The sequence below is a fragment of the Ureibacillus endophyticus genome (genome assembly GCF_003628435.1).
In the GTDB taxonomy this organism is placed as follows: Bacteria; Bacillota; Bacilli; order Bacillales_A; family Planococcaceae; genus Ureibacillus; species Ureibacillus endophyticus.
Window position 1 is genome coordinate 78,588 of sequence record NZ_RBZN01000003.1, and the last position, 25,224, is coordinate 103,811.

A 25,224-nucleotide genomic window follows, 5' to 3' on the forward strand; every position below is an offset into this window, starting at 1 on the left:
AATCCCCGACGATTTTTGGTCGGGGATTCTTTTTATTTCTTTAATTTTAAAGGGTATACTGCTGGGCCTTCAATTACATTACCGTTTTTGTCAAAACGAGAACCGTGACAAGGACAATCCCATGTTTCGTCACCTTCATTCCATTTTGTTTTACAGCCGAGATGAGTGCATTTTGGAGCTTCAATTCTTGTTATATATCCACCGGCGAGATTTGTTGTAACGAGACCTAGAATTTTTAGTGCTCTTATAAATTTTAGTCCAAAATTACCTCTTGAAGGACTATAAATATCAGCAGCTCTATGTTTTTCCCTCGTAATAGCACTTGAAATAATTTCACCTGCAACAAGTGAATTGGAAAGTCCCCATTTTCGATAACCAGTCGCTACAAAAATATTAGATTCATTTTCAGTAATTTGCCCAATATATGGCATTAAGTCTGGAGTATCTGGATCTTGTGCACTCCAGCAATAAGTTGGATCTGTTAAATCGAAAACAGAAGTCATTTCAGATTTTAACGTGTCATAATAGTTTTGCGTATTTTTCTTCGTACCAGCAGTATGACTCGTGCCACCATAAATAAAATATGGTGTGTTAGAAATTAAAGCTGTACGAATCGTTCTTGATGCACTATCAACAGATAGATACTGTCCTTTTAATAATTCAGAAGTTTTTGTTGCAAGTAAATAAGAACGTTCTACAGAAAGTTTTGTTGTATATAATCCTTTTATGGATTCAATTGGGTAATGTGAACAAAGAACTAAATGTTTATAAGATACGCGATGATCATCTTCAGTTAACACATAATTCTCATCCATAACTATTTTCGTTACGCGACTTCGAACGAATATTTGAGCACCTTCTTTTAAAGCATGTTTTGCAAAATGGATTGCAAAATTCGTAGGGTGAATTTGATAAGTATCTGGCATTTTTATTGAACCAGTTACTGAAAATGGCAATTCAGTTTCTGTAGTTTCTATACCAGGTAAGTCCAATGTTTTATAGGCGTTAAATTCATCCTGTAATGTTTGTTTCCCTTCATCTGTTGTTGAATAAATAAATGAATCAACATTTTGATACAAATCAACAGGTGCATCTTGAAGGGCTTGATTAATTGCCTTCCAATTCGCATCAAAATATGTTCTTACTTCCTCTTTAGAAAAAGTTTTTAACATTTTACTAAAAACGAGACCGTGTTGTGGTGTTAATTTTCCAGTAGAATGCCCTGTTGTACCAATTCCAACTGCATCTTTTGCTTCAATAAGTGCAACATTAATGCCTTTTTTAGCAAGTAAATAAGCCGTGTAAACCCCAGATAAACCACCACCAATAATACAAACATCACTATCTATATTATTGGCAACCTTAGATGAAGAAATATTGTTAATATTTGATAGCCACAATGAATTTTGCATAAGGGCCCCCAGTAAAGTAATATTTTTATCCAGTATTGGAACTTTTCAAATAAATATACAATTGAGCACAATTATTGTAGGAATATTGATGTCACCGTAAAATAAATATTAGAAGGAGGAGGAAGAAAACATGAAAATTGAAGTGTGGTCTGATTATGTTTGCCCATTTTGTTATATTGGGAAACGTCAGTTAGAAATGGCGATTAAGGATACGGGTTACGGAGATCAAATAGAGGTTGAATATAAAAGTTTTTTACTAGACCCTACAACTCCTCTTGATGCAAAGGATTCGGTATATTCTTCTTTAGCGAGAAAATACAACATTTCGGTAGAGCAAGCAAAAAATATGACAAAAGGTGTAGCCGAACGAGCAAAAGAAGTTGGACTAGAATATGATTTCGATATTATGAAAGAAGCAAATACAGTAGCAGCACATCGTTTAGCAAAATGGGCAGCAACAAAACAAAAAGGTGCAGAATTTAGTGAAAGAGTACTAAAAGCCTATTTTTTAGAAGGTAAGGCAATTGGTCAACATGATATACTTCTAAGTTTAGTAGATGAGTTAGGGCTTGATAAGGTAGAGGCACAACAAGTGTTAAATAGCAATCAGTTTGCAGAAGATATTGAACGTGATATATACGATGCACAACAAATTGGAGTGCGAGGGGTGCCATTCTTTGTATTTAACAATAAATACGGTATTTCAGGGGCACAACCTCAAAAACTATTTGAACAAACAATTGAAAAGGCTGCAAGTGAAGCTGGGTTAAAACCAAAACTGAAAATGGTTGGGGACCAGGGAGATTCGTGTTCTGATGGACAATGTAATTTATAATGAATTTCTTTGATAATACAAGGTAAAATCATGATTTCAGTCAAAAGTATGAGCCTTGTTTTGTTGATATATTATTAATCCTCCTTTATGATATTTGTGTATCTTGATTTCAAGATTTATGAATTAGAGATTAAAGGAGAGTAAAATAGATGACTAATATACTAGTAATTAAAGCAAATAATAGACCAGATGGAGTTTCAACAAAAATGTTTGAAACTTATGTTGAGGAAGCAAAAAAAGTTGAAGGATTAAATGTTACTACTTATGATGTGTATGAAGAAGATACACCTTATTTCGGGCAAGATTTATTCAACGCTTTTGGAAAAGTACAAAACGGGGAAGAATTAACAGACCTTGAATCGCGTTTACTAGCAGCGAAACAAAAAGCAATGGACGCTATTACTGCAGCAGATGTAGTAGTAATTGCATTCCCAATGTGGAACTTAACAATTCCTGCAAAACTACACACTTTCATCGATTACATTTATCAATCTGGCTTTATGTTTAAATACACACCAGAAGGTAAAGCGTTGCAATTACTAACAGATAAAAAGTATGTTGTTTTAAATGCTCGAGGTGGTATTTACTCAACACCAGAAGCACAGCCATTAGAAATGGCAGTTAACTTCATTAAAAATGTATTTGGTGGCGTAGGTGGTATGCAGCTTCTTGATGAAGTAATTATAGAAGGTCATAATGCTAATCGAAATCAAGCAGAAGAAATCATAGCAGAAGGTCTGCAACGTGTGAAAGCTTCAGTAGAAAAGTTAGCAACAGTAAATGCATAACAACATATACTAAATAAAAGGATGTGCAGAAAGTTTTTACACATCCTTTTTCTATGTTTTGAAAATATATTATTGTTCGATATCCGTTTTATATGGCGATTATTAAGACGTTTTACCATAATGAATAGATATCTTTGTAACTTCATAAAATCTTTGAAGTAGGGGATATATCACTATAAAAAAATGCATCTCTTAATTTTTATTAAATTTGATAAAGTTGAAAATCAATATTTACATCCATATCTTCACCGATCAATAAGCCTCTAGATTCGAGTACTGCATAATATAACAGATTGAAATTACTTCGATATACCTTTTTTTCCCAGTAATCCGTACTTTTTTAACCCCAAGGACTTTTCATGTGACCATTGAATAGTTGTAAATGTAATTGGATTTGTCACTTCTTTTATTGTTAAATCTCCATTAAGATTATATGTACATTCATCTATTGAAATAATTTCGTTTGAGGTAAAATATATTTTTGGATATTTGTCAGCATGAAAAAAATCAGATGATGTTAAGTGTTAATCTTTTGTGAAAATGTTTGCTACATCAATTGCTACCGAGATTTTAGCGGTAGTCAAATCTTCTAGTGTTTCGGCATTAACTAGAGCTGAATAGGAATCAAAGGAGCCTTTCACATTTGAGATTATGATATGTTTAACAAAAAAAGTAATTGCTGAGTGAGAGAAATCGATTGCGTACTTTGCATGGTAACACCCAACTATTTTCTATTATTACTAAAATGATAGACTATGATGAATAACGATACAATAACTGTAAATAATAAAACTAAGAAAAGTTACTTTTTGTAACTTGCTGAAAATGATACACTATTGAAAGAGACGAATTTATATACTTATTTGAAGCGAGTACAGGGGGATTAATTATAATGAAAGAAACAAAATTATGTCCACGTCTTTCTAAAGCTATGGAGTTATTAGGGAAACGATGGACTACGTTGATTTTATACCAATTGTTAGAGGGTCCCCACCGATTTAACGAAATAGAATCTGCATTACCTGTTAGTGGTCGAATTCTTTCTGAACGATTAAAAGAATTGGAAAGGGAAGGGATTGTCGAACGTAAAGTGTATTCAGAGGTTCCTGTTAGAGTTGAGTATTCTCTTACTGAAAAGGGTGTTGCACTAGAGGGTGCTATTCGTGAAATTGAACAATGGTCACAAGCTTGGCTAAAATAGCACCTTTTAATTACTTGTCAAAAAGCTTTAAATTACCCATACTAAGAAGTACGACGTTAGAAAGGAATTGCTTTTATGACAATACAAAAATGGGCTCAAGACTTAGAAAAAATTGTTAATCCCAAAAATATTAAAATTAATGAATCTCTTAAAACATATACAATGACGAAACTTGGTGGAAATGCTGATGTGTTCGTTTTACCAGAAACAGAAGAGGAAGCAACGAATGTTGTGAAGTATGCTTATAATCACAATGTACCGTTATTAATGCTTGGTAACGGGTCTAATATGGTAGTTCGTGATGGCGGTGTACGCGGAATTGTTATCTGTTTTCAAAAATTAGATGAAATCCGCATAGATGGTACTCAAATTTATGCACAAAGTGGCGCACTTATTAAAGATGTTTCGAAATTAGCTGCAAGTCATTCTTTAACTGGATTTGAATTTGCTTGTGGGATACCTGGATCTGTTGGTGGAGCAATGGCAATGAATGCAGGAGCATACGGTGGCGAAATTAAAGACATTATCGTAGAATCCACTGTTTTAACTAAAGAAGGCGAAAAATTAGTTTTAACTAAAGACGAACTCGAATTAGAGTACCGTAAAAGCATAATTGCTAAAAAAGGCTATTTTGTTCTTTCATCAAGATTCCAACTTGAAAAAGGAAACCAAGAAGAAATAGATGCGAAAATAGCGGATTTAACTTATCAACGTGAGTCGAAGCAACCGTTAGAGTACCCATCAGCAGGTAGCGTATTTAAACGACCTCCTGGACATTTTGCAGGCAAACTAATACAAGATAGTGGGCTTCAAGGAAAAGGTGTAGGCGATGCAGAAGTGTCTACAAAACACGCAGGATTTATCATCAATAAGGGTAATGCCACTGCGACGGACTATATCGAAACAATTAAAATGGTCCAAAATGTAGTAAAAGATAAGTTTGGTGTTGAACTGGAACTAGAAGTTAAAATTGTTGGGGAAGACTTAAAAGAATAATTTCTCAAAGCGCCTCTCAATTTGAAAGGCGCTTTATATACATAGGAAGGATTTATCTTAAATGAAATTTGTATCATGGAACGTGAATGGGATTCGGGCTTGTGTAAAGAAGAGATTTTTAGATTACTTTCTAGAAGTGAATGCTGACTTTTTCTGTATTCAAGAAACGAAATGCCAGGAAGGACAAGTAGATTTGTCCCTTGATGGATATTTTCAATACTGGAACTATGCTGAGAAAAAAGGGTATTCTGGTACTGCGATTTTTACGAAATATGAACCTCTAAAAGTTTCCTATGGTGTAGGAGAAGAAGAGGATGAATCAGAAGGGCGCATTATCACACTAGAATACGAAAATTTCTATTTAGTTAACGTATATACACCAAATTCTCAACGGGATTTAGCTCGATTACCAAAAAGACTACAATGGGAAGATAATTTATTTGATTATTTAAAGAAACTTGATGAGCATAAACCCGTCATTTACTGTGGTGACTTAAACGTAGCTCATGAAGAGATTGATTTAAAAAATGCGAAATCAAATATAGGCAACTCTGGATTCACATATGAAGAACGGGAAAAAATGACGAAATTACTTCAATCCGGATTTACGGATTCTTTTCGTTTTTTAAATCCAACGAAAACGGATGCCTATACTTGGTGGTCTTATATGAATAAAGTTCGTGAGCGAAATATTGGCTGGAGAATCGATTATTTTATTGTATCAAACCGACTAGTAGATTCTATTACTGCTGTGGATATTCATTCACAAGTTTTAGGTAGCGATCATTGTCCTATCGTATTAGAATTAAATAACGTAAAATGATAGAATTATCCAGTAGTTTTGGAAAAAGGGGTTTTGAATAGAGAGGTGGAAAGTATAAATGGCTACAGCGGTCGCACAGAAAAAGTATAAAAAGATAATCGACTGGATTATTTGGATAATAGGATTAGTCATTGTAGCAGGTGGATTAGTCGTAATCGGTATTCATCTCTACGTGAAAAACTCTTTACCTACGATTGAAGGGGATTTAACTGTTTCAATTTTAGATGAAGATGTCAAAGTGACTCGCGATGGAGCGGGGGTACCGCATATTGAAGCATCTAATGAAGCGGATTTATACCGCGCACAAGGTTATGTACAAGCTCAAGACCGCCTCTTCCAAATGGATTTGGCACGTCGCCAAGCAAGTGGAACTCTAGCAGAAGTAGTAGGGAAATCGGCAGTAGAATCAGATAAATTTTTCCGTACGTTTAGTTTACGAAACGCTGCCGAAAAGTCCTATGACGGATATAGCGAAGAAATGAAACAAATCTTAAATTGGTATGCAGAAGGTGTTAATGCATTTATAGATGAAGTAAATGGTACGAGCAAGCTTTCGTATGAATTTAAGATTCTTGGCTATGAACCTGAGCAATGGACACCTATTGATTCTTTAACAATTGGTAAGTACATGGCCTATGACTTAGGTGGAAATTTTGCTGTACAAGCTTTTAATCATTGGGCACTTCAAAACTTTACAAAAGAGCAAGTAGAAGAACTAGTGATTGAATATCCAGAAGACGCTGGAACTATCATTCAAGCAAACTTAGAAAACCCTGTACAAGTGGCAGGAAAAATAAATGCTGACTTACTACCGCATGAATTTAACGGCAGTAATAACTGGGTTATCTCGGGAGAATTGACGGAAAATGGCAAACCATTACTTGCAAATGACCCACATTTAGGGTTGGGCACGCCTTCAGTTTGGTATCAAATGCACCTACAGTCTCCAGAGCAAAATGTAAGTGGAGTTATTTTCCCTGGCGTTCCAGGTATTATTTTAGGACACAATGAAAAAATCGCTTGGGGTGTTACAAATGTGAACCCTGATGTGCAAGATCTTTATATTGAAAAGCCAAATCCGGAAAATCCAACAGAATTTAAATACGATGGCAATTGGGAACAAGCGGAAGTACGCCAAGAGCCTATCAAGGTGAAAGATGGAAAAACAATTGATTATGAAGTAGTTGTAACTCGTCATGGACCAATTATTTCAGATTTTATCTTTGAAGAAGAACAACCTACTGCTCTGTTTTCAATGCAATGGACTGCGCTGGAATCAACACAAGAACTAGAAGCTATCATTGGATTTAACAAATCGAGTAATTGGGAAGAGTTTAAAGCGGCTTTAGAAGACTTTAAAGCGCCTGCACAAAACTTTGTCTTTGCTTCTACAGATGGAACAATTGCGTATAAAGCAAACGGAAATATTCCAATCCGTAAAGCGGGAGATGGCCAATTCCCTGTACCGGGAGATTCATCAGAATATGGTTGGGAAGGATATATTCCATTTGATGAATTACCAACTGTAATCAACCCTGAAGAAGGCTATATCGCTACAGCGAACAATAAAATTATTGGTGACGACTATCCATATCATATTACAAATTATTGGGCACCACCGTATCGTTATGAACGAATTGTAGAGATGATTGAATCAATTGAAATTGGAAGTATTGATGAAAAGACTGGTAAGGAAATTAAGGGATTAACTGTATCAGATATGCAAGCAATGCAATCAGATAAGAAAAATTTATATGCTGAAGAGTTTTTACCACATATTCTTTCAACGATTAAAAAGATGGACACAGAGGGCAAATATGCAGACATCATTACTTTACTTGAAGAGTGGGAACTTTTTGATGGTAAAGATGAAGGCGCTCCATTAGTATTTAATTTACTTATGACGGAAATCCAAAATACGTTATTTGAAGGAAAAATGCCTGAAGATGTTTATGAAATGATGCCTGGTAAATTCCAAATTACAGATCAACTTTTACGTGATGCTTATGCAGGTAATGAAGGCGTTTGGTTAAGTGAGGCTGGTGGGGTAGATAAAGTAGTTTACTCTTCATTTGAAAAAACAATAGAAAAAATCACTGCTAAGTTTGGTGGTACCGTTTCAAAATGGAAGTGGGGTAGTTATAATAAACTAACATTTGACCATCCATTAGCAAGTGCTTCTGATTTCCTTGCGCCTTATCTAAACCCTGATAAACAATCAGTTGGAGGTTCTCGTGTAACTGTCCAAGCTGCTGCAGAAGATGGTGAGGGTAATGTGGATCACGGCGCTTCATGGAGATTTATTGTTGATATGTATGATCCATCTGTTGCATATCACCTTGTTGCACCTGGTCAAAGTGGCCATGTGAAATCAAAATGGTACGACAACCAACTTTCGAATTGGGTATTTGGACGCTACCATAAAACAGTTATTAATGGTGATATTCATAAATCATATATTTTGAATCTACACGGAGAATAAAATAAGTATAGAGGCAGAGTTCGTTTATATAAAGCGAATTCTGCCTTTTAAAATTTGTAGTAATTTAGCCTCATTTAATATCTTGACACTTAAAAAGGGGGAATTTATGCTTAGTGTATTAGGTAGAACGTAATGAAAAAAATAGGAGAAATATAGGAGGAAATTATCGATGTATAATATGAAGGAATGGTGAAAAATATGAATATGCCGAGTTTAGTAAACGTTACAGAAGAAATTGTATTTGGTTTAATTAAATTTTTACTCCATGGGTTAGAGTATCAAACCTTTTGTCACTGTGAGTCCTGCGAATTAGAAATTGCTGCACATGCATTAAATCACTTGCCCCCTTACTACGTAACTACAAGTGCTAACCGTGAAGATGCTTTCAATCAGTTAAAAACTTCAGAAAATATCCAACAAATTAATAAACAAATTATCTTATCTATTTATAAAATGGGTAAACATCCAAATCATACAGATTAATTTTGTCCAATTTGTCAAATACTGACTTATTGGACATTTTTCTATATTGAAAAGTCGTCACTGTTTTAAGTTACCTTTTTAGGATTGTTGTAGTAAAATTGAAAATGACATTTCGAAAGTGAGGAGACTTGTTATGCCAACACCTAGTATGGAGGACCATATCGAACAAATTTATTTATTAATTGAAAACAAAGGATATGCGAGGGTGTCTGACATAGCTGAAGCGTTATCAGTTCTTCCTTCCTCAGTAACTAAAATGGTTCAAAAATTAGATAAAGACGGATATTTAGTATATGAAAAATATCGTGGGCTAACACTAACATCAAAAGGTGAAAAACTAGGGAAACGTCTTGTAAAAAGACATGAGTTACTGGAGCAATTCTTGCGTCTAATTGGAGTAGATGAAGAGCGAATATATGAAGATGTAGAAGGGATTGAACACCACTTAAGTTGGAATTCAATCGACCGTATTGCCGATTTAGTACAGTTACTAGAAGAAAATCAGGCGATATTAAAAAAACTTGAAGCTATGAAAGAATAATAAAAATTTGCAATTGATTGGAAAGGAAAGACTAAATTGAACGAACTAAAATCAGGCCAAGTCGTGGAACTTACAGTACTTGAAGAACAAGGCTCAAAGTGGCTCTTAACAAATGGAGACCTAGAGATTCCTTTAAACAGTTCAGAACTACAAAAACCTTTAGAACTTGGTGAAAGGCTAAAAGTTTTCCTCTTTGCCGATCGACGAGGTAACTTACAAGCTACAACTGTTATTCCTAAAATCCTACAAGGTGAATATGGTTGGGCAAGGGTAATTAAAGTATCGAAAGAAGGAGTAATAGTTGATATTGGATCAACTAGAGAGGTACTTGTAAAAGGTGAAGATCTACCACCACTTACAGAGCTTTGGCCACAAGTAGGTGATCACCTATATATTACACTACGTACAGATCGTAATGGAGATTTATTTGGTCGTTTAGTAACTGAAGAAAAAGTGAATGAGCTTTATGAAGGTGCAATGGAAGAAATGCACAACAAAAATATCATTGCTCGTCCTTATCGTCTATTACCGGTGGGTGCATTTTTACTAGGTGTGGAGACGCCATACCGAATATTCGTGCATAACTCAGAAATGGAAGCTGAACCAAGACTTGGTCAAGATGTTTCGATTCGGGTAATTGATGTAAAAGAAGATGGGTCATTAAATGGATCGATGTTGCCACGTAAACATGAGAGGCTCGGAAAAGATGCTGAACAAATTTTAGACTATTTACAAAGTGTTGGCGGGAAAATGCCATTTGGAGACAAGTCCTCACCAGAAGAGATTTCTGAAATGTTTAAAATGAGTAAAGGCGCCTTTAAACGAGCACTTGGCACATTAATGAAAGCAGGAAAAATCAAACAACAAGACGGTTGGACCGAAATCATTTAATGGAAAAAGTAAAAGGTGAATGTTGAAACCTTTTACTTTTTTTATCGTACTAATTTACGAAAGGGGTTAAGAAAATGAAACAAAGATGGCTTTCCCTAGTTGCTGTATTTGCTTTGCTGTTCTCAGTTATTATCCCAGCAAGCTCATTTGCAGCTACTAACGAAACTGATGTAAAAGCAATCAATGAAAAGTTAGGTGTTCCGATTGTAGTTTATGGAGCAAATTTATCTGAACAAGAAAAAGAAACTGTAAAAGTTGCATTGCAAGTAGATAAAGAAGCAGAAGTCGATGAAATCACTGTATCTGGTGAAGATTTAGTAAAATATATAAAAAATAGTAATGCAAGTTCAAGAATGTATTCTTCAGCAAAAATAACTCGTCAAGACGCTGGTAAAGGACTAATTATTAGTATCGTAACACCAGATAACATTACGGAAGTTACTTCTGAAGTATATGCGAATGCAATGTTAACAGCTGGTATTGAAGATGCAGTAGTAGAAATTGCAGCACCAAAACCTGTAACGGGACATTCGGCTTTAGTAGGTATTTACAAAGCATATGAAGTAAAAACAGGGGAAACATTAGATATCGAACGTACTGACGTGGCAAATGATGAATTATCTGTTGCTACTCAAATTGCACAAAATGCCAATATTAGTGATGAAAAAATCGCAGAATTATTAACAGGCATTAAAAAACAAATTGCTGAGTTAGATCCTGCCACAAAAGAAGAAGTAGAGCAAATTGTTAAGGACCAACTAGCTGCATTAAATATTCAATTAAGTGAACAAGATCGTCAATTATTAGTGGATTTAATGGATCGTATTAGTAAATTAGATATTGATTTTAGCAAGCTTTCTGAACAATTAACAGACCTAACTACAGCTTTTGAAGAAAAATTCGGTGATGTTTTGAAAGATGAAGGCTTCTGGAATAGTGTGAAAAACTTCTTTAATAACTTAATTGAAACAATCTCTTCTTGGTTTAAATAATGAACTAAACGAGCAATTCAATTAAAAAGTAACAGAAACTATGTTATATTGATGCAAATGGGAGGGATGAACATGGATTTTAAATTAGCTGAAAAAAGTCCGAATCATTTTGCATATGAATATGAACAAGACGGAAAAAAGTTAGCTGAAATTGAATGGAACTTACGCAATGGAATTATGGATATGACGCATACTTATGTATCTGACGTATTGCGCGGCCAAGGGGTGGCAAAGAAGCTTTTAGATCAAGCAGCAGATTATGCAAGAGAAAATCATTACAAAATGAACCCAATCTGTTCTTATGTTGTAGCTGCCTTTGAAAAAAGTAAATCCTACGATGATGTGAAAGCGTAAAAACGAGGCAATCATGTTGGTTTTCCAACTTGATTGCCTTTTACTTTAAACTTTATGCTAATAAAAGAAAAGTGTAAAACCAAAAATAACAGAAGTTAAAACAGATGATGCAACGATTATTGAAGTAATATCTTTCCAATTATAAGTGAAATCATTTTCATTCATTGTTTTGTGCCTCCTTTTAGCTGCTTTTGGCTATCATAAATGTAGAAAATTGGGGAATTATTAAGAAAAATGGTATCTTATTTGTGATAATTTGTGTTAATATATAATGTTTGTTATAAAAAATAGTGCGGTTATATAAGGTTATTCATGGAATCATGAAAGTATTACTAAAAACTCCAAATATACTCCAATAAGACTAGATTTCAATATTTATCCTCAGATAATCAGCTGAAAATGGGGAAAAGTAATTGATAGAAGATGATTGGAGGGATGATAAATGGCGAAGATGAAAGGTAAAGGATTTGTAATATCTGCTCTAGTTGCTGGTGCTGCATCTTACTTAAGCAAAAAAGAAAATAGAGAAAAAACAATTCAGATGATTAGTAACATTTTTGCTGGGAAAGATAAAAATGATCCCAACTATGATAATAATTCCTTAAAAGAAATAGCTGAAACGCCGGCAAGCACAACAAACCAACGAATTCGTGAAAACAACTTTGTTGGTGAGGGTGGAGCACAAACTGCTTTAGCTTATTACAATGAAAGCAATCAAGAGACGACACACTTGCATTAAAAAGAAGTCAACAATTCTCTACATCGAGAATTGTTGACTTCTTTTATTAAACAAAACAACAACCGCAAATAATATTAATATTGCTCCTGTAACGAGAAAACCATGTGAAATGCTCAACTGTAACCAACCTAGTACAGAGGAACCAACAACTACACCTAAAGAGAAAAATGCATAGAAGTAACCATATGCTTTTCCTCTGACTTGTTCATTAGTGGAATCAATTAATAGTGCATTTATAGATGGGAATAAGAACCCAAATCCTATACCGTAGCTCGCCATGGCCAGAAAAAGTATGTAGCTTACTGTTCCCATACTTAATAAAAATAGGGAACACCCCATAAGACTAATTCCTAAAGCAAGAGTATATGTAGGGGCTACTCTATCAAAAATACGATTTGTAGGTAATATGAAAATTAAAACGGCTACTATTCCAAAAGTACTTAATAATATGCCGCTCATTTTTGAGTCATATCCCAGTGTTTCTACATGTAAAGGTAATAAATAAGCAATTACCCCTTGAGCAAACATTAAGAAGAATGCACCTGTAAATGCCTTAATAACTCCGGGATTTTGGAATAAATCGTGTTTCATCCCGGCTTCCTTGTCTTTAGTTCTGTTTTGTTTCATCCGTATAATTGTAAATTTTCTTAAAGAGAAGAATGCAATTATTGCAAGCATTAACATTAAGACGGCTGATACACTAAATACAAAGGGGACGGACGTTCGACTTGCGAGTATGCCACTAAATGCAGGTCCTACTATTGCTGCTATACCGACAAATGCACCTGAATGAGCACTGCCTTTACCTCTTTCTTCTTTTAACATGATACTTGAGTGGTAGGCAAATGCAGCAGGGACGATTAATCCGGCAAAAAGTCCATGCATAAATCGGATGATTAATAAAGTGAGTGAATCATTAATCATTCCATATGAAAGTAGTGAAAGACTTGTCGTAGCAAGACCTAATGGTAATAGAATGTAGGGCCCCTTTTTATCTGTCCAAATTCCTGAGATGACATTTCCAAAAGTATTTGAAAAAGAATATAATCCAACTGCAATACCGGTTATAAACGAAGAAGCTCCGATAGATTCAGCAAAAGTGCTCATAACAGGTAACTGCGTAAATAAGTCGAAAAACGAAATGAAAATGATTGTATAGATTAAATACTTCATTAATATCGCTCCTATTGATAACCAATCTCAGTTATTATTATATCACTTAAAGAAGTATTTGAATTATATCTTTTTGAAATTATTATGTATTTCAAATAAAAAAGACCTGAAAGCAAAATCGCTCCAGGACATAAATGAAAAAAAGCTAGCTCCTTGGAAGTAAGAACTTAGGAGCTAGCCATATATGCATGCGTATTAAACGTTTGCAGTTTCTTTTTTCATTGTTTTGTTTTTAGCAAGGTTTACGTGCCAAGATAAAGCTTCCTCTAAGATGTGAGGAGTTTGGTGATTACCAGTTGCTTCTACAGCACGGTTGAAGTAATCCCATAATTGCTCTTTATAATCTGGGTGTGCACAGTTTTCGATAATAACTTTAGCACGCTCTTTTGGAGCTAATCCACGTAAGTCAGCAAGACCTTGTTCAGTTACGATAATATCTACATCGTGTTCAGTGTGGTCTACGTGAGAAACCATTGGTACGATTGAAGAAATCGCGCCACCTTTAGCATATGATTTCGTTACGAAGATACCAAGGCGAGCGTTACGAGCAAAGTCACCAGAACCTCCGATACCGTTCATCATACGAGTACCTGATACGTGTGTAGAGTTTACGTTACCATAAATGTCTAACTCTAGAGCTGTGTTGATTGAGATTAAGCCCAAACGACGGATAAGTTCTGGATGGTTAGAAATTTCTTGTGGACGTAAGCAGATTTTGTCTGCGTATCTTTCTAAGTTACCGTATACTTTTTCTTGTAATTCTTTAGTAAGTGTAATCGAAGCTGCAGCTGCAAAACGTACTTTACCAGCATCAATTAAGTTGAATACTGCGTCTTGTAATACTTCAGAAGCTACAACTAAGTTTTCGAATTCTGAATCAGCGAAACCGTCTAAAACAGCGTTCGCTACAGAACCTACACCAGATTGTAAAGGCATTAATTCGTTTGTTAAACGACCAGCCTTGATTTCATCACGGAAGAAATCAAGTAATAAGTTAGCCATTCTTTGAGTTTCCTCATCTGGAGGAACGATCATTGAAGGTGCATCTGGCTCTTCAGAAACAACGATTGCTTGGATTTTAGCTGGGTCAACTTTAATACCGATTGTACCGATACGTTGTTCAGGATCTGTCATTGGAATTGGTTCACGTTTACCTTGTTCACCTGGAACATAGATGTCGTGAATACCAATCATTGACTCTGGGTGAGTAATATTTAACTCAATAATTACATTTTCAGCATATTCAACGAAGATTGGAGAGTTACCAACTGAAGTTGTTGGGATAATATAACCTTCTTCAGTGATTGCAACTGCTTCAATAATAGCGTGTTTAATTGGACCGATGATACCTTGACGTACAAGCTCAGCGTTGTGAGAAAGGTGTGCGTCAACATATGTGATTTCACCAGCATTGATTAAGTTACGGATTCCAGCATCAGCTTGGAAAGGTCCACGTTTGCGGATTACACCAGCTTCAGCTAAGTATTTATCTACTTCAGGGCCTAAAGATGCTCCTGTATATACATCAATTTTGAATTTTTCATTTTTAGCGCGTTCAACTAATGCCATAGGAACTACTTTTGCATCACCTGCACGAGTAAATCCTGACATACCTACTACTGAACCATCTTCAATTAGAGCAGCAGCTTCTTGTGCAGATACAACTTTTTCTGCTAATTGTTTTAAACCTAAACGTTTTTCAACTCTTGGATCCATTCTAAAATCCTCCCCCTAATAGATGTAAAACTAAGAATTATGTAGAATATTCTGTCTTTTAGTCGAATATTGTTTCAACTTGTAAAATGATAATAACACTATATTGTCACAAAATCTTCACTTAATACATGAAAGTGCTTTAATGACGTTTTTTCGAGAAATATAATGTGTTAACGATAGTTTTTTAATCAAAGGTAAGAAATCGCCAATTTAAAAGGTGTATAAATATGCAAGTTATGGAAGACTTTAGTACTAAAGAAATGGAAGATATTGTTTGGATAACAAAAAAACGTTGTAGAAAACAAAATTTTCTACAACGTTTTTGAATGTTAAAATCCTAAAGATCTACGGAAATAACTTGCATATCTTTGACTTACTGGGATTCTCGTACCGTCTTTCATAATTAATAAGAATGTCGAATGAGAATCTGGTTGAATTTCTTCAATGTAATCGATATTAACTATATACGAACGATGGCATCGGATGAAAGAATCTGGTGCCAAGAATAATTCTAGGTCACTTAAATTGAGGCGGTGATATCCTTCTTTACTCATTGTTTTTACAAATGTTTTTCTTAATTGAGTTTCAAGGTAAATCACTTGATTATGTTTAATTGGGTACCAACAATCATCAATTTTAACTGTAATGTAATTTGTTAAAAATGGAGATGGCTTTTGTGGGAAAATTGCTGTTACCGAGCCCTTTGTTTCACCTTCTTCAATTAAAGGAATACTCATCCCGTAATATGGAACTCCAAAAACATCAGACTCAATATACGTATTGATTTTTTGTCCATATGTAAGAGCTTGATGTGCAGCAGATCCTTCTTTAATTGGATCACCTGGTTTTATTTTTAGATCAACTTTTTTACTTGGCTGATAATACAAATATTCATTTGTGTCAGAAATGGCTATTGATGTATTTTCAGGGAAGAAATCTTTAATGACATCCATAATTTCTTCAATTTGCTTTGGATCCACTTTATTACACCTCTTTTTTATATACATATATCATATATTCTACTACATAATTATATAAATGAAATAGAGAAGATTGCGGAATAATTAAGGAAATTTACGCTAGTAAAAAAATATCTTCTTATTTCTGTCACTTTTAAGTGCTTTCATAAAACTAGTTTAACTTATAAGTAGAACATTATACAATTATAAAGTAAATAACCTTTTCATAGTGCAAAAGATAATAATAACCTATTATACACACATTTGGAAATTTAAGTTGAAAAAAAATGAAATTATGGTAATATTCAGGTTAGTTATTAATAATTGCTTCTTTATTCTCATTTATCTACTACTAAAATAGGAATTTTTGGCATAAAATACTCAATAGATGGTTGTTTATATTGCAAAAAATTATTAAAGAATCCAAATACATATTTATTTTAAGTATAAAATACTAGATGTTTACTTACTTATTGTTTTTGAAAACAATTATGCAAATTGCATTCTGAAGAAAGATGGGATATTCTATGCAGCTACACCAACATTCAATATCGGAAACAATTTCAAAAAGGTATTTTCAAGAGATTGATAGTATTAATCAATATAACGGAATTGAGGAATTTTTTAATATTGAATCAAAGCTGTTATTTGAAATCTTTCACTTAGAAGGAACAAAAGCGAAAAAATCTTTACATGAAATCATTGATATTCTTTCTATTCGGTTTGGAAAACAGGTAATTAAAGTAGTACGTAATTACTTCGCTATTTTATCTTCTATTGTTGCAAGAAAATTGTTAGATAATCAAGTACCTTCAAAGAAAGCGTTTGCTTTTAATCTAGCATGTGTAGACATGATAGAGAATAAAATGAAGGATGCTGAATTTTTACAATTTGCTGATGACTTGATTGATTTTTATGTTTATTTCATAGCAGATCGTAAACAACCTACATTCCGCCACCAAACAGTAAATAAAGTAATAATGTACATAAATGACGAATTAGAAAACGACCTAACAGTAGAAAGTATAGCACAAAAATTCCATATAAGTACTAGCCATTTATCTCGTATCTTTAGAGAACATGTTGGAATTACTTTAGTTGAATACTTAAATGTTCGCCGGGTAGAAGAGTCTCAATACTATTTAAGACATACCAATAAAAGTATTACTTCAATATCTGAACAATTCCACTTCTGTAACCAAAGTTATTTCACTAGGATTTTCAAAAAATATACTGGGGTTACACCGAAACATTTTAGAGATGAATTGCATCATGAGTTTTACCGATTTGAAATTCCTGAAGTAGATTTAGAAAGAGTATAACTGCAATTTGATACAGTTGGCAAAAGTGCCAGCTGTATTTCTCTTCATATTTACAGTTTTTAAGTGAGTATAGTATACCTGCTAATTGATATTCACATTTCTTTTACTGTATACTTCATTTTAGCGAAAATATTTAGTAGGTGGAAAAATGAAAAAGCTGACACTATTTTCAATGCTAGGCTTAGTAGTACTTGTACTAACAGGATGTCAAGCAGTTGAAAATCAAGAAGGATTCTTTTACGGAACTTTTGTTAGACCGATGAATTGGATACTTCATTTTTTAGGTAATGATGTATTTAACGGTAGTTATGGTTTAGCTATTATTGCCATTACAGTAGTAATTCGATTGATTTTAATGCCTTTTATGTTAAAAAACTATCGTCAACAATCATTAATGAAATCGAAAATGGATGTCGTTAAACCGAAATTGGACGAGATTCAGGCAAGATTGAAAGAAGCAAAAACAAAAGAAGAACAAATGACAATACAGCAAGAAATGCTTACCTTATACCGCGAAAATGGTATAAATCCATTAAATATGGGATGTTTACCTATCATCATTCAAATGCCTGTTATTATGGGTCTTTATTTTGCAATAAGATACTCTGAGGATGTACAGACTCACGAGTTTTTATGGTTTAACTTAGGTACACCAGACATATTAATGACCGTTATTGCAGGTGTTGTCTACTTCTTACAAGCGAGAGTTTCATTGTGGACGGTTCCTGAGTCACAAAAAGCCCAAATGAAATTAATGATCTATATCTCACCAATTATGATTGTATTTATTTCATTTACATCTATGGCAGCTCTTCCGCTTTATTGGTCTGTTAGTGGATTATTATTAATTGCTCAAACTTATATTGGACGTAAATATTATTCTGAGCATCCTGCTAAGGAAACCGAGGTTAAATAAAACCTCGGTTTTTCATGTTTTTAAAACAATAAGTGCTAAATGGAGAAAATTGAGAGAATCAGTGCTAAAATAGAACCATTGTAAAGGAAAGAGGCAAGGTGTCATGAAAGAATATCGTTATGGCAATAATAAGAAGTCAAATAAAGGGAAATACATAGTCAGTGGGATTTTAATTGTATTAGCTGTTAGTGTAGGTATTTACTTCTGGATAATAAATCAAAATAAAGCTGAAACTCCTGATAATGTAGCCGAACAGCAAACAGAAGAAAATACAAATGAACAACCAGTAGAAGAACAAAAAGATGAAACATCCAATGAATCTGAACAACAAAATGAAGGTACTTTAACAAATGGTGGGTATATTGAAGGTCAACCTGAACCAACAGAACCAACATACATAGATGGTGTACTTATTGCGAATAAAAAGTATCCACTACCAAGTGATTTTGCACCAGGTGAAAATAAAGAGGCTCGAGCAGCATTTGAAAAAATGGCAGGAGATGCTAAAAGCGCAGGGTTTGAATTAGTTGCTTTTAGTACATATCGATCATACGAATATCAAGAAACTCTTTATAACAGATATGTCGAACGTGATGGAAAAGAAAATGCCGATCGATATAGTGCAAGACCAGGGTATTCTGAACATCAGACTGGACTAGCCTTTGATGTTGGAGAAAAGGGTAATGAGGATTTATGGCTAACTGAAGAATTTGGAGAAACCCCTGCAGGTAAGTGGTTGGTTGAAAATGCAGACAAATATGGATTTATATTACGATATCCAAAAGGAAAAGAAGCAATTACAGGCTATATGTATGAATCTTGGCATTTTAGATATGTTGGGGTAGATTTAGCACAAAAAGTGAAAAAATCTAATTTGACATTAGAGGAATTTTTGAATATTCAGTAATGGTTTTCTTTAAATAGGGTAGTTCAATGTAATCAGCGAATTGTTAATATGCTAATAAAAGGGACTCAAAGTTATGGAATAATTTCGAGTCCCTTTTTATATTATAAAATTGGTGAAAGTAATCTAGATATAGACTCTTTAAATTTAATAAGTAAGGGGCGATTTTCGTATTTCTCAAGGGTTAATTCTGTACAATCTTGTATGTCCTTTTCAAATATTTCAGCAAGCTCATGTGAAATAATATGATCATAAATAAATGCATTGGCTTCAAAATTTAAACTGAAGCTACGTACGTCGATATTTGCAGTTCCAACCGTTGAAGCTTCATCATCAACAACTATGGTTTTTGCATGAATAAATCCTTTTTCGTATATATATATTTTAGCACCAGCTTTTAATAGCTGTCCTACATATGAGTAGGTTGCCCAGTAAACAAACATGTGGTCTGGCTTATTTGGAACCATAATTCGAACATCAATACCTGATAATGCTGCAATTTCGATGGCTGTTAAGAAGCTATTGTCTGGTATAAAGTAAGGCGTTTGAATATATATATAGCGCTTTGCATCCATTAAAAGTTTTAAATAGCCATTTTTAATCGTTGGCCATACATTATCAGGACCACTTGAGACTATTTGCATCGCCACATTCCCCTTTTTAGGGATAGCGGGGAAGTAGCTTTCTGAATAATCGATATTGTTCTCGCTAGCTTGATTCCAATCGAGTAAAAAACGTGTTTGTAAAGGGTGGACAGAACTTCCTTCAATTCGAATATGTGTATCACGCCAATAACCAAATTTCTTGTTTAAACCTAAGTATTCATCCCCCACATTAAACCCACCGATGTAACCGATACGACCATCAATGACAACGATTTTTCGATGGTTTCTAAAATTTAAACGAGGATTTAATAACGGAAGAATAGAGGGGAAGAATACCTCTACTTCTCCTCCAAGTTCAAGCAATTCTTTGAAATGTCTTTTTCGTAAGCCGCGGGAACCCATTTCATCATAAAGAATGCGAACTTTAATACCTTGTTTTGCTTTCCTCTTAAGTGCAGAATAAATTCGGTTCCCGAGATTATCCAGCTTAAAAATATAATATTGGATATGGATATGGTCTTTAGCGTTGAGTATATCTTTGATTAGTGATTCAAATTTCTTAGTACCATCATCAAAAATCTGTATATCATTATCTTGTGTAAGTACAGAATCACTCGTTTTCAAGTTCATATGAATAAGGCTTTTATATTTTTCCACTGTGTCAGTGGTGAAATCAAGGCAGTTCTTTTCCAAAGCTTCTATTTGATAAGTAATTAGTTTATCGATTCCTATATCCTTTTGTCCTTCCCATCTAAACAAGTGCTTTTTGCGCATTTGTCTGCCTAGCAATAAATAAAGAACGAAACCAAATAACGGAATAAAGAAAAGGACTAGTATCCATGCCCAAGTTGATGATGGATCTTTACGTTCTAAAAAGATTACCGTAATCGCTAGAATGAAATTTAGTATAAGCAGAATGATAGGAATATAAGTAATGGTACCGATTAAGAGGCTCATCAAAATGCACCTACTTTAATTATAATAAATCTATTATAACTGATTTAATGTACGAAAGTAATTTTTAACTTGACTTAGTATTGTTCAGCGTGGAAATAAACATTAGAAAAATCAAGATTCATTAGTTTTTCTTGGTTAATAAAGAATTTTAGGACGCCAGTATCCCCGTAATTGATACCATGCTCATCATTCGTAACGATTTGTAAAAGAAGGGTATCGTAGGATTGTAGGAACTCCGAATTTTCCCTTAAATCGTATTCAATAAAATATGGATAACCTCCTATCTTATGATCTGCTCCTAAATATCTTTCAAAATATATATCTTCAAGAGTTCGTTCGTCATCATTAATAATTCCGTATTGTGAAAGGGGCTTTTTAAAATATCGTTCTACTCGATAATCAGTTGCAGAAACTGGTTCTACATTTGGTATAAATAGAATGCCCTTTTCATTTTCGATGGGGAATGTATTAAGTGTTTCTAAATATGAAAAGTCGTGTATTAAGTCACTTTCTGGAAGGAGTGTTGGATAGTAACGAATTTTATAATCTTGTTGCCATAATAATTCAACTACTTGATGTTCAGGAGTACATAAATTTTTAGAAATAAATATTTGTAATAATCCTTGATTAGGAAAAGTCGCAGGAAATGTTGATTCAGAAAAATTAATCTGAGCTAACAAGTACATATAATTACCATCTGAATCTTTTGGGTGTAATTGATTTTTAGGTAAGTAGGGGTATCCAGCAAATTTGCTAGCTGTAAGGGAAGTAGTAGTATTGTAAGGGATAATTAAAGAAGATGGTTTTAGGGAGGGTATTAAGTTCTCACGAAAGCCTTCCAATTGTTGAGGTAAATCAAAGTTCTCTAGTGTTTTCAAATTAATTCCTCCACCATATAGGATCGATTTTTATAAACAAATAGAAAATGAGTTCTTTGTCTATCTTATGAACATTTTTCTTAATTTTACACCAAAATTAAAAAAATAAAACATATTTTTAGAAAAATTTTCCAACATAAAAGAAACACTACGTAATATAAGTATACGCAGTGTATTGATTAATCTTGTTCAGTTCGTAAAGAATTTTTTGCTTTGCTGAAAATAACAATTAGGAAAATAGACATAAGAGCTAGTAAAATTGATATATAATAATTAAGAGATATATTAACGGTAAATAGTGCTGTAAAGAATAGGGGACCAATAATTCTCCCTAAATTATCCATTGAGTAGGATAAGCCTGCAGCAGTTCCATACTTACCACCAGACTCTTTAGAAGTTAATGAAACTACACAAGTTCTCGCTAAAGCGTTCCCTGCTGTAAATACACATAATGCTAGACCAGCTAGTACTAAATTTGTAGTTAGGGTAATTAACAGAAGTCCGATTGCTGTTACAATTTGCGCACCCATTAACCACTTAGTTTCTGTTCCATCTTTAATACGACGAATAACACCGCCTTGAATACCAGCATCAACAAAACCACTAAACATAAATAGTAATCCTAATTGAAGGGGAGTAATGTTGATTTTTTGTATTTGGAATAATTGAAACGTAGCTTCAACCCCAGCTAATGTAAACGTTACAAAAAATGAAAACAATAATAAATAGCGAATACGGTATCGAAGTAGATGTTTTGCACCTTTTGGAATGATGTTACGTTTATTCGCTTCGCCAATACGCTCAGGTTCTTTTAACACGAGTAGTGCATATACAAAGAGAATACCTATTAGTAATGCAGAAGCGTTAAAAGGTAATTGTAAGCTAGTATGTCCGAGAACTCCTCCAATGGCTGGACCAAATATAAATCCTAATCCAATTGACATACCCATAAAACCCATATATTTATTTCTGTTTTCGTTTGTAGACATATCCGCAATAAATCCAGTGACAGAAGTATATAAAGCACCAGAGAATAGTCCACCTATTAAACGTGATATGTAGAGCATAAATAAATTATTTATAAACACGCTAAAGACGATAAAGCTTAAACAAAAACCTACAAGTCCTACTAATATAAGTTGCTTTCTCCCTACACGATCAGAGAGTTGTCCCCAAAAAGGAGCGGTAAAAAAGCTAGCAAGAGCGTAGACTGTTAGTAATCCGCCAACATGTACCTCATCCCAACCTTGTTGAACAATTACTTCTGGTAATACCGGTATGATAATGCCAAATCCTAAATAAACAAGAAATTGAACTGACATTAACAAAATGATTGGTTTTTTCATATAAACCCTGCTTTCTATCTGTACATAAAATCATTGTACATTGGCAAAAGAAAATAAGACAAGTTGTAACTGGAACAATTTCATTAAGGAAATTAAAAATGAGTGAATAAAAAGAAAAGATATTAGAAATTATGGTTTTAAGGGAAAAATTGAAAGCTTTTTGGTTGACATTTATAAACTTGTAACATAATTGTAAACACATTTACAATGAAACATGTTATGATAATGTCAATAAACTTGTCTGACCTCTAGTAAGATGAAACTTTTTCAATTATAAAATCGTTAAAAATTATATATATTCGGAAGGTTAGGTGGAAAGCATGCCGAAAGAAGTAGATATAAAGAAAATTGTTTCGAATTTATCGAAGTTAGGTGTTACTGCAACGGTTACAAAGTCTCGTTTAGAATTATTAAAAGTACTAACACCACCAACTCAAACTCCACAAGTATAAATAAACAAAGCAAATTCAAACAAATATAATTAGTACGCTATTTTGAAAGACTTTTCCGGGTAAATGAACAAAATTTCGTTCATTTACTCGTTTTTTATAATTAAAACTCCCCCTGGTCCAGTCCACCAGGGGGAGTTTTGTTATCGGAAGTTTTAAAGTAAGATATGCTTTTTGTTAATCTTCGTCATCACTTGCAGAGAACATGTATGTTCTGTAGTGGAATTTCATACTAAACACCAAGCCGATTGCAAGGGCATTCCCCATTAACGAACTACCACCGTAACTTAAGAAAGGAAGAGGAATACCGGTAATCGGTAATAGTTGAATCGTCATCCCAATGTTTTCAAAAACGTGGAAGGTAATCATTGCAATGATACCAGCACATACATAAGTACAAAACGGATCTTTTAATGTTAATGTAGTTTTTGTTAAGTGATAAATAAGCAAGAAATATAAACAGATAACAAAGCTTGCCCCAAGGAATCCCCATTCTTCACCGATTACAGTGAAAATAAAGTCAGTATGATTTTCGGCAACATACACTTCTCGATCCATATAACCTTTACCGAAAATTTCACCAGAGCCAATTGCGTTTAGTGAGGTTATTAAATGATAACCCCAATCTGAGGAGTAAGCATAAGGGTCTAACCAAGAGTAGATACGGGCAAATTGGTAATGACTAAAACCTAACTTCTCTTCAAGAAAAGTTTGCATATAAATGGCCATCCAAAGTAAAGTGCCGCCTACAGCTACCCCACTAATAAATACCGGCAAGATTATTTTCCATGATATACCGGCAACGATTATAATTGCAGCGGTAATCGCTAAAAATACAAGCGATGACCCTAAGTCTGGTTGTGACATAATAAATGCCAAAGGAACAAATAAAGTCAGACCTATTTTACCTAATAGAATAAAATCTGTTTTAATTGTTTTAATCCCATATTGTTCATGGTGCTTACTGATTACCCTTGAAACAGCCAGTATATAAAAGGTCTTCATAAATTCCGAGGGTTGAATATTCCCTATTGGTAAGTGATACCAACTTTTCGCGCCATTGACAGGTTCACCAAGTTGACCTGGACCTTCTGGCATAAAGATGAGAAGAAGTAATAATAAAACGCCAAACCCATATAAATACCAGGACATTTTTTTATATTGATCGGGTTCGAAATACATAACAAAAGCTACTATGAATGCACCAATCACATACCATTGAAGTTGCTTTATTACGAAGTTTGTAGCACCGTATTGACCAGTAGTTTGGGCAGACGAAATCGCCAACAAACTAATAATTAAAAAGATAACTAATATAAAAAATAGCTTCCAATCAAAACGACCGGCAAAATTTCGATGATTTTCCATTTTGTTCACCTTATTAACTTTTAATAAATCGTAAATTTCCTCTTTCACGATTGCACATTTTACTTTAACATAGAAATGCGGAAAAAGGGTACTA

The 25,224-nt window shown here is 33.9% G+C and carries 24 protein-coding genes and 1 pseudogene; 16 read left to right on the plus strand and 9 right to left on the minus strand.

Features of this window, described 5'->3' with window-relative positions:
* Nucleotides 1-32 precede the first annotated feature (32 nt).
* Nucleotides 33-1,412: an FAD-dependent oxidoreductase gene (locus D8M03_RS02580; RefSeq protein ID WP_121213114.1), complete on the minus strand. Its 1,380-nt coding sequence runs from the start codon at nucleotides 1,410-1,412 to the stop codon at nucleotides 33-35.
* A 130-nt stretch (nucleotides 1,413-1,542) separates the two neighbouring features.
* Here D8M03_RS02580 and D8M03_RS02585 point away from each other — a divergent pair, with 130 nt between their 5' ends.
* Both D8M03_RS02585 and D8M03_RS02590 read left to right on the plus strand, forming a co-directional pair.
* A complete protein-coding gene (locus D8M03_RS02585; protein ID WP_121213115.1) occupies nucleotides 1,543-2,247 on the plus strand; it encodes a DsbA family oxidoreductase in 705 nt (234 codons plus the stop codon).
* A gap of 149 nt (nucleotides 2,248-2,396) precedes the next feature.
* The gene (locus D8M03_RS02590; RefSeq protein WP_121213116.1) at nucleotides 2,397-3,035 is read left to right on the plus strand and encodes an FMN-dependent NADH-azoreductase; all 639 of its coding nucleotides are present in this window, start codon (nucleotides 2,397-2,399) and stop codon (nucleotides 3,033-3,035) included.
* Nucleotides 3,036-3,334: 299 nt separating this feature from the next.
* Here D8M03_RS02590 and D8M03_RS18075 read toward each other — a convergent pair.
* Nucleotides 3,335-3,763: pseudogene (locus D8M03_RS18075) on the minus strand (YceI family protein).
* 164 nt (nucleotides 3,764-3,927) lie between these two features.
* Between D8M03_RS18075 and D8M03_RS02605 the strand changes: the two are divergent.
* The 10 genes from D8M03_RS02605 (at nucleotide 3,928) to D8M03_RS02650 (ending at nucleotide 12,537) form a co-directional block, all read left to right on the plus strand.
* Nucleotides 3,928-4,236 carry a winged helix-turn-helix transcriptional regulator gene (locus tag D8M03_RS02605; protein ID WP_121213119.1) on the plus strand — a complete coding sequence of 103 codons (309 nt, stop codon included), beginning with the start codon at nucleotides 3,928-3,930 and terminating at the stop codon, nucleotides 4,234-4,236.
* 75 nt (nucleotides 4,237-4,311) lie between these two features.
* Nucleotides 4,312-5,232, plus strand: a complete 921-nt coding sequence (gene murB, locus D8M03_RS02610; RefSeq protein WP_121213120.1) for a UDP-N-acetylmuramate dehydrogenase — start codon at nucleotides 4,312-4,314, stop codon at nucleotides 5,230-5,232.
* A 61-nt stretch (nucleotides 5,233-5,293) separates the two neighbouring features.
* Nucleotides 5,294-6,055: an exodeoxyribonuclease III gene (locus D8M03_RS02615; RefSeq protein ID WP_121213121.1), complete on the plus strand. Its 762-nt coding sequence runs from the start codon at nucleotides 5,294-5,296 to the stop codon at nucleotides 6,053-6,055.
* Between the two features lie 58 nt (nucleotides 6,056-6,113).
* A complete protein-coding gene (locus D8M03_RS02620; protein WP_121213122.1) occupies nucleotides 6,114-8,537 on the plus strand; it encodes a penicillin acylase family protein in 2,424 nt (807 codons plus the stop codon).
* Nucleotides 8,538-8,741: 204 nt separating this feature from the next.
* Nucleotides 8,742-9,020 carry a late competence development ComFB family protein gene (locus tag D8M03_RS02625; RefSeq protein ID WP_341944258.1) on the plus strand — a complete coding sequence of 93 codons (279 nt, stop codon included), beginning with the start codon at nucleotides 8,742-8,744 and terminating at the stop codon, nucleotides 9,018-9,020.
* 133 nt (nucleotides 9,021-9,153) lie between these two features.
* On the plus strand, nucleotides 9,154-9,561 hold the full coding sequence (gene mntR, locus D8M03_RS02630) for a transcriptional regulator MntR (RefSeq protein WP_121213123.1): 408 nt from the start codon (nucleotides 9,154-9,156) through the stop codon (nucleotides 9,559-9,561).
* 36 nt (nucleotides 9,562-9,597) lie between these two features.
* Nucleotides 9,598-10,452 (plus strand): CvfB family protein, encoded by an 855-nt coding sequence (locus tag D8M03_RS02635; protein WP_121213124.1) that lies wholly within the window; start codon nucleotides 9,598-9,600, stop codon nucleotides 10,450-10,452.
* A gap of 74 nt (nucleotides 10,453-10,526) precedes the next feature.
* The gene (locus D8M03_RS02640) at nucleotides 10,527-11,444 is read left to right on the plus strand and encodes a DUF1002 domain-containing protein (RefSeq protein WP_121213125.1); all 918 of its coding nucleotides are present in this window, start codon (nucleotides 10,527-10,529) and stop codon (nucleotides 11,442-11,444) included.
* Nucleotides 11,445-11,516: 72 nt separating this feature from the next.
* A complete protein-coding gene (locus D8M03_RS02645; RefSeq protein ID WP_121213126.1) occupies nucleotides 11,517-11,798 on the plus strand; it encodes a GNAT family N-acetyltransferase in 282 nt (93 codons plus the stop codon).
* 442 nt (nucleotides 11,799-12,240) lie between these two features.
* Nucleotides 12,241-12,537, plus strand: a complete 297-nt coding sequence (locus D8M03_RS02650; RefSeq protein WP_121213127.1) for a hypothetical protein — start codon at nucleotides 12,241-12,243, stop codon at nucleotides 12,535-12,537.
* Between the two features lie 18 nt (nucleotides 12,538-12,555).
* Here D8M03_RS02650 and D8M03_RS02655 read toward each other — a convergent pair whose 3' ends face one another.
* The 3 genes from D8M03_RS02655 to D8M03_RS02665 all read right to left on the minus strand — a co-directional run bounded on the left by D8M03_RS02655 (nucleotide 12,556) and on the right by D8M03_RS02665 (nucleotide 16,406).
* Nucleotides 12,556-13,710, minus strand: a complete 1,155-nt coding sequence (locus D8M03_RS02655) for an MFS transporter (RefSeq protein WP_121213128.1) — start codon at nucleotides 13,708-13,710, stop codon at nucleotides 12,556-12,558.
* A 195-nt stretch (nucleotides 13,711-13,905) separates the two neighbouring features.
* The gene (locus D8M03_RS02660; RefSeq protein WP_121213129.1) at nucleotides 13,906-15,426 is read right to left on the minus strand and encodes an acetyl-CoA hydrolase/transferase family protein; all 1,521 of its coding nucleotides are present in this window, start codon (nucleotides 15,424-15,426) and stop codon (nucleotides 13,906-13,908) included.
* Between the two features lie 329 nt (nucleotides 15,427-15,755).
* Nucleotides 15,756-16,406 carry a LytTR family DNA-binding domain-containing protein gene (locus tag D8M03_RS02665; RefSeq protein WP_121213130.1) on the minus strand — a complete coding sequence of 217 codons (651 nt, stop codon included), beginning with the start codon at nucleotides 16,404-16,406 and terminating at the stop codon, nucleotides 15,756-15,758.
* A gap of 506 nt (nucleotides 16,407-16,912) precedes the next feature.
* Between D8M03_RS02665 and D8M03_RS02670 the strand changes: the two genes are divergently transcribed.
* The 3 genes from D8M03_RS02670 to D8M03_RS02680 all read left to right on the plus strand — a co-directional run bounded on the left by D8M03_RS02670 (nucleotide 16,913) and on the right by D8M03_RS02680 (nucleotide 19,530).
* Nucleotides 16,913-17,707 (plus strand): helix-turn-helix transcriptional regulator, encoded by a 795-nt coding sequence (locus D8M03_RS02670; RefSeq protein WP_097074342.1) that lies wholly within the window; start codon nucleotides 16,913-16,915, stop codon nucleotides 17,705-17,707.
* 148 nt (nucleotides 17,708-17,855) lie between these two features.
* A complete protein-coding gene (yidC, locus tag D8M03_RS02675; RefSeq protein ID WP_121213131.1) occupies nucleotides 17,856-18,623 on the plus strand; it encodes a membrane protein insertase YidC in 768 nt (255 codons plus the stop codon).
* Nucleotides 18,624-18,726: 103 nt separating this feature from the next.
* Nucleotides 18,727-19,530: a M15 family metallopeptidase gene (locus D8M03_RS02680; protein WP_121213132.1), complete on the plus strand. Its 804-nt coding sequence runs from the start codon at nucleotides 18,727-18,729 to the stop codon at nucleotides 19,528-19,530.
* A gap of 101 nt (nucleotides 19,531-19,631) precedes the next feature.
* Here the strand turns inward: D8M03_RS02680 and cls are convergent, their stop codons facing one another.
* The 3 genes from cls to D8M03_RS02695 all read right to left on the minus strand — a co-directional run bounded on the left by cls (nucleotide 19,632) and on the right by D8M03_RS02695 (nucleotide 23,313).
* On the minus strand, nucleotides 19,632-21,089 hold the full coding sequence (gene cls / locus D8M03_RS02685) for a cardiolipin synthase (protein ID WP_121213133.1): 1,458 nt from the start codon (nucleotides 21,087-21,089) through the stop codon (nucleotides 19,632-19,634).
* Between the two features lie 74 nt (nucleotides 21,090-21,163).
* On the minus strand, nucleotides 21,164-21,967 hold the full coding sequence (locus tag D8M03_RS02690) for a YwqG family protein (protein WP_170148369.1): 804 nt from the start codon (nucleotides 21,965-21,967) through the stop codon (nucleotides 21,164-21,166).
* Nucleotides 21,968-22,146: 179 nt separating this feature from the next.
* Nucleotides 22,147-23,313, minus strand: a complete 1,167-nt coding sequence (locus D8M03_RS02695; RefSeq protein ID WP_121213135.1) for an MFS transporter — start codon at nucleotides 23,311-23,313, stop codon at nucleotides 22,147-22,149.
* Nucleotides 23,314-23,633: 320 nt separating this feature from the next.
* Here D8M03_RS02695 and D8M03_RS17940 point away from each other — a divergent pair, with 320 nt between their 5' ends.
* The gene (locus tag D8M03_RS17940) at nucleotides 23,634-23,765 is read left to right on the plus strand and encodes an Lmo0850 family protein (protein WP_253427679.1); all 132 of its coding nucleotides are present in this window, start codon (nucleotides 23,634-23,636) and stop codon (nucleotides 23,763-23,765) included.
* 174 nt (nucleotides 23,766-23,939) lie between these two features.
* Here D8M03_RS17940 and D8M03_RS02700 read toward each other — a convergent pair whose 3' ends face one another.
* Nucleotides 23,940-25,130 (minus strand): FtsW/RodA/SpoVE family cell cycle protein, encoded by a 1,191-nt coding sequence (locus D8M03_RS02700; protein WP_121213136.1) that lies wholly within the window; start codon nucleotides 25,128-25,130, stop codon nucleotides 23,940-23,942.
* Between the last annotated feature and the right edge of the window lie 94 nt (nucleotides 25,131-25,224).

Bases quoted from the DNA above. Each gene is read 5' to 3' on its own strand.
- D8M03_RS02670 (WP_097074342.1), top strand. From the start codon at position 16,913: ATGCAGCTACACCAACATTCAATATCGGAAACAATTTCAAAAAGGTAT.
- D8M03_RS02660 (WP_121213129.1), bottom strand. From the start codon at position 15,426: ATGGATCCAAGAGTTGAAAAACGTTTAGGTTTAAAACAATTAGCAGAA.
- D8M03_RS02645 (WP_121213126.1), top strand. From the start codon at position 11,517: ATGGATTTTAAATTAGCTGAAAAAAGTCCGAATCATTTTGCATATGAA.
- cls (WP_121213133.1), bottom strand. From the start codon at position 21,089: ATGAGCCTCTTAATCGGTACCATTACTTATATTCCTATCATTCTGCTT.
- D8M03_RS02650 (WP_121213127.1), top strand. From the start codon at position 12,241: ATGGCGAAGATGAAAGGTAAAGGATTTGTAATATCTGCTCTAGTTGCT.
- D8M03_RS02695 (WP_121213135.1), bottom strand. From the start codon at position 23,313: ATGAAAAAACCAATCATTTTGTTAATGTCAGTTCAATTTCTTGTTTAT.
- D8M03_RS02585 (WP_121213115.1), top strand. From the start codon at position 1,543: ATGAAAATTGAAGTGTGGTCTGATTATGTTTGCCCATTTTGTTATATT.
- D8M03_RS02640 (WP_121213125.1), top strand. From the start codon at position 10,527: ATGAAACAAAGATGGCTTTCCCTAGTTGCTGTATTTGCTTTGCTGTTC.
- D8M03_RS02700 (WP_121213136.1), bottom strand. From the start codon at position 25,130: ATGGAAAATCATCGAAATTTTGCCGGTCGTTTTGATTGGAAGCTATTT.
- D8M03_RS02605 (WP_121213119.1), top strand. From the start codon at position 3,928: ATGAAAGAAACAAAATTATGTCCACGTCTTTCTAAAGCTATGGAGTTA.
- mntR (WP_121213123.1), top strand. From the start codon at position 9,154: ATGCCAACACCTAGTATGGAGGACCATATCGAACAAATTTATTTATTA.
- D8M03_RS02620 (WP_121213122.1), top strand. From the start codon at position 6,114: ATGGCTACAGCGGTCGCACAGAAAAAGTATAAAAAGATAATCGACTGG.
- yidC (WP_121213131.1), top strand. From the start codon at position 17,856: ATGAAAAAGCTGACACTATTTTCAATGCTAGGCTTAGTAGTACTTGTA.
- D8M03_RS17940 (WP_253427679.1), top strand. From the start codon at position 23,634: ATGCCGAAAGAAGTAGATATAAAGAAAATTGTTTCGAATTTATCGAAG.
- murB (WP_121213120.1), top strand. From the start codon at position 4,312: ATGACAATACAAAAATGGGCTCAAGACTTAGAAAAAATTGTTAATCCC.
- D8M03_RS02625 (WP_341944258.1), top strand. From the start codon at position 8,742: ATGCCGAGTTTAGTAAACGTTACAGAAGAAATTGTATTTGGTTTAATT.
- D8M03_RS02655 (WP_121213128.1), bottom strand. From the start codon at position 13,710: ATGAAGTATTTAATCTATACAATCATTTTCATTTCGTTTTTCGACTTA.
- D8M03_RS02580 (WP_121213114.1), bottom strand. From the start codon at position 1,412: ATGCAAAATTCATTGTGGCTATCAAATATTAACAATATTTCTTCATCT.
- D8M03_RS02680 (WP_121213132.1), top strand. From the start codon at position 18,727: ATGAAAGAATATCGTTATGGCAATAATAAGAAGTCAAATAAAGGGAAA.
- D8M03_RS02590 (WP_121213116.1), top strand. From the start codon at position 2,397: ATGACTAATATACTAGTAATTAAAGCAAATAATAGACCAGATGGAGTT.
- D8M03_RS02615 (WP_121213121.1), top strand. From the start codon at position 5,294: ATGAAATTTGTATCATGGAACGTGAATGGGATTCGGGCTTGTGTAAAG.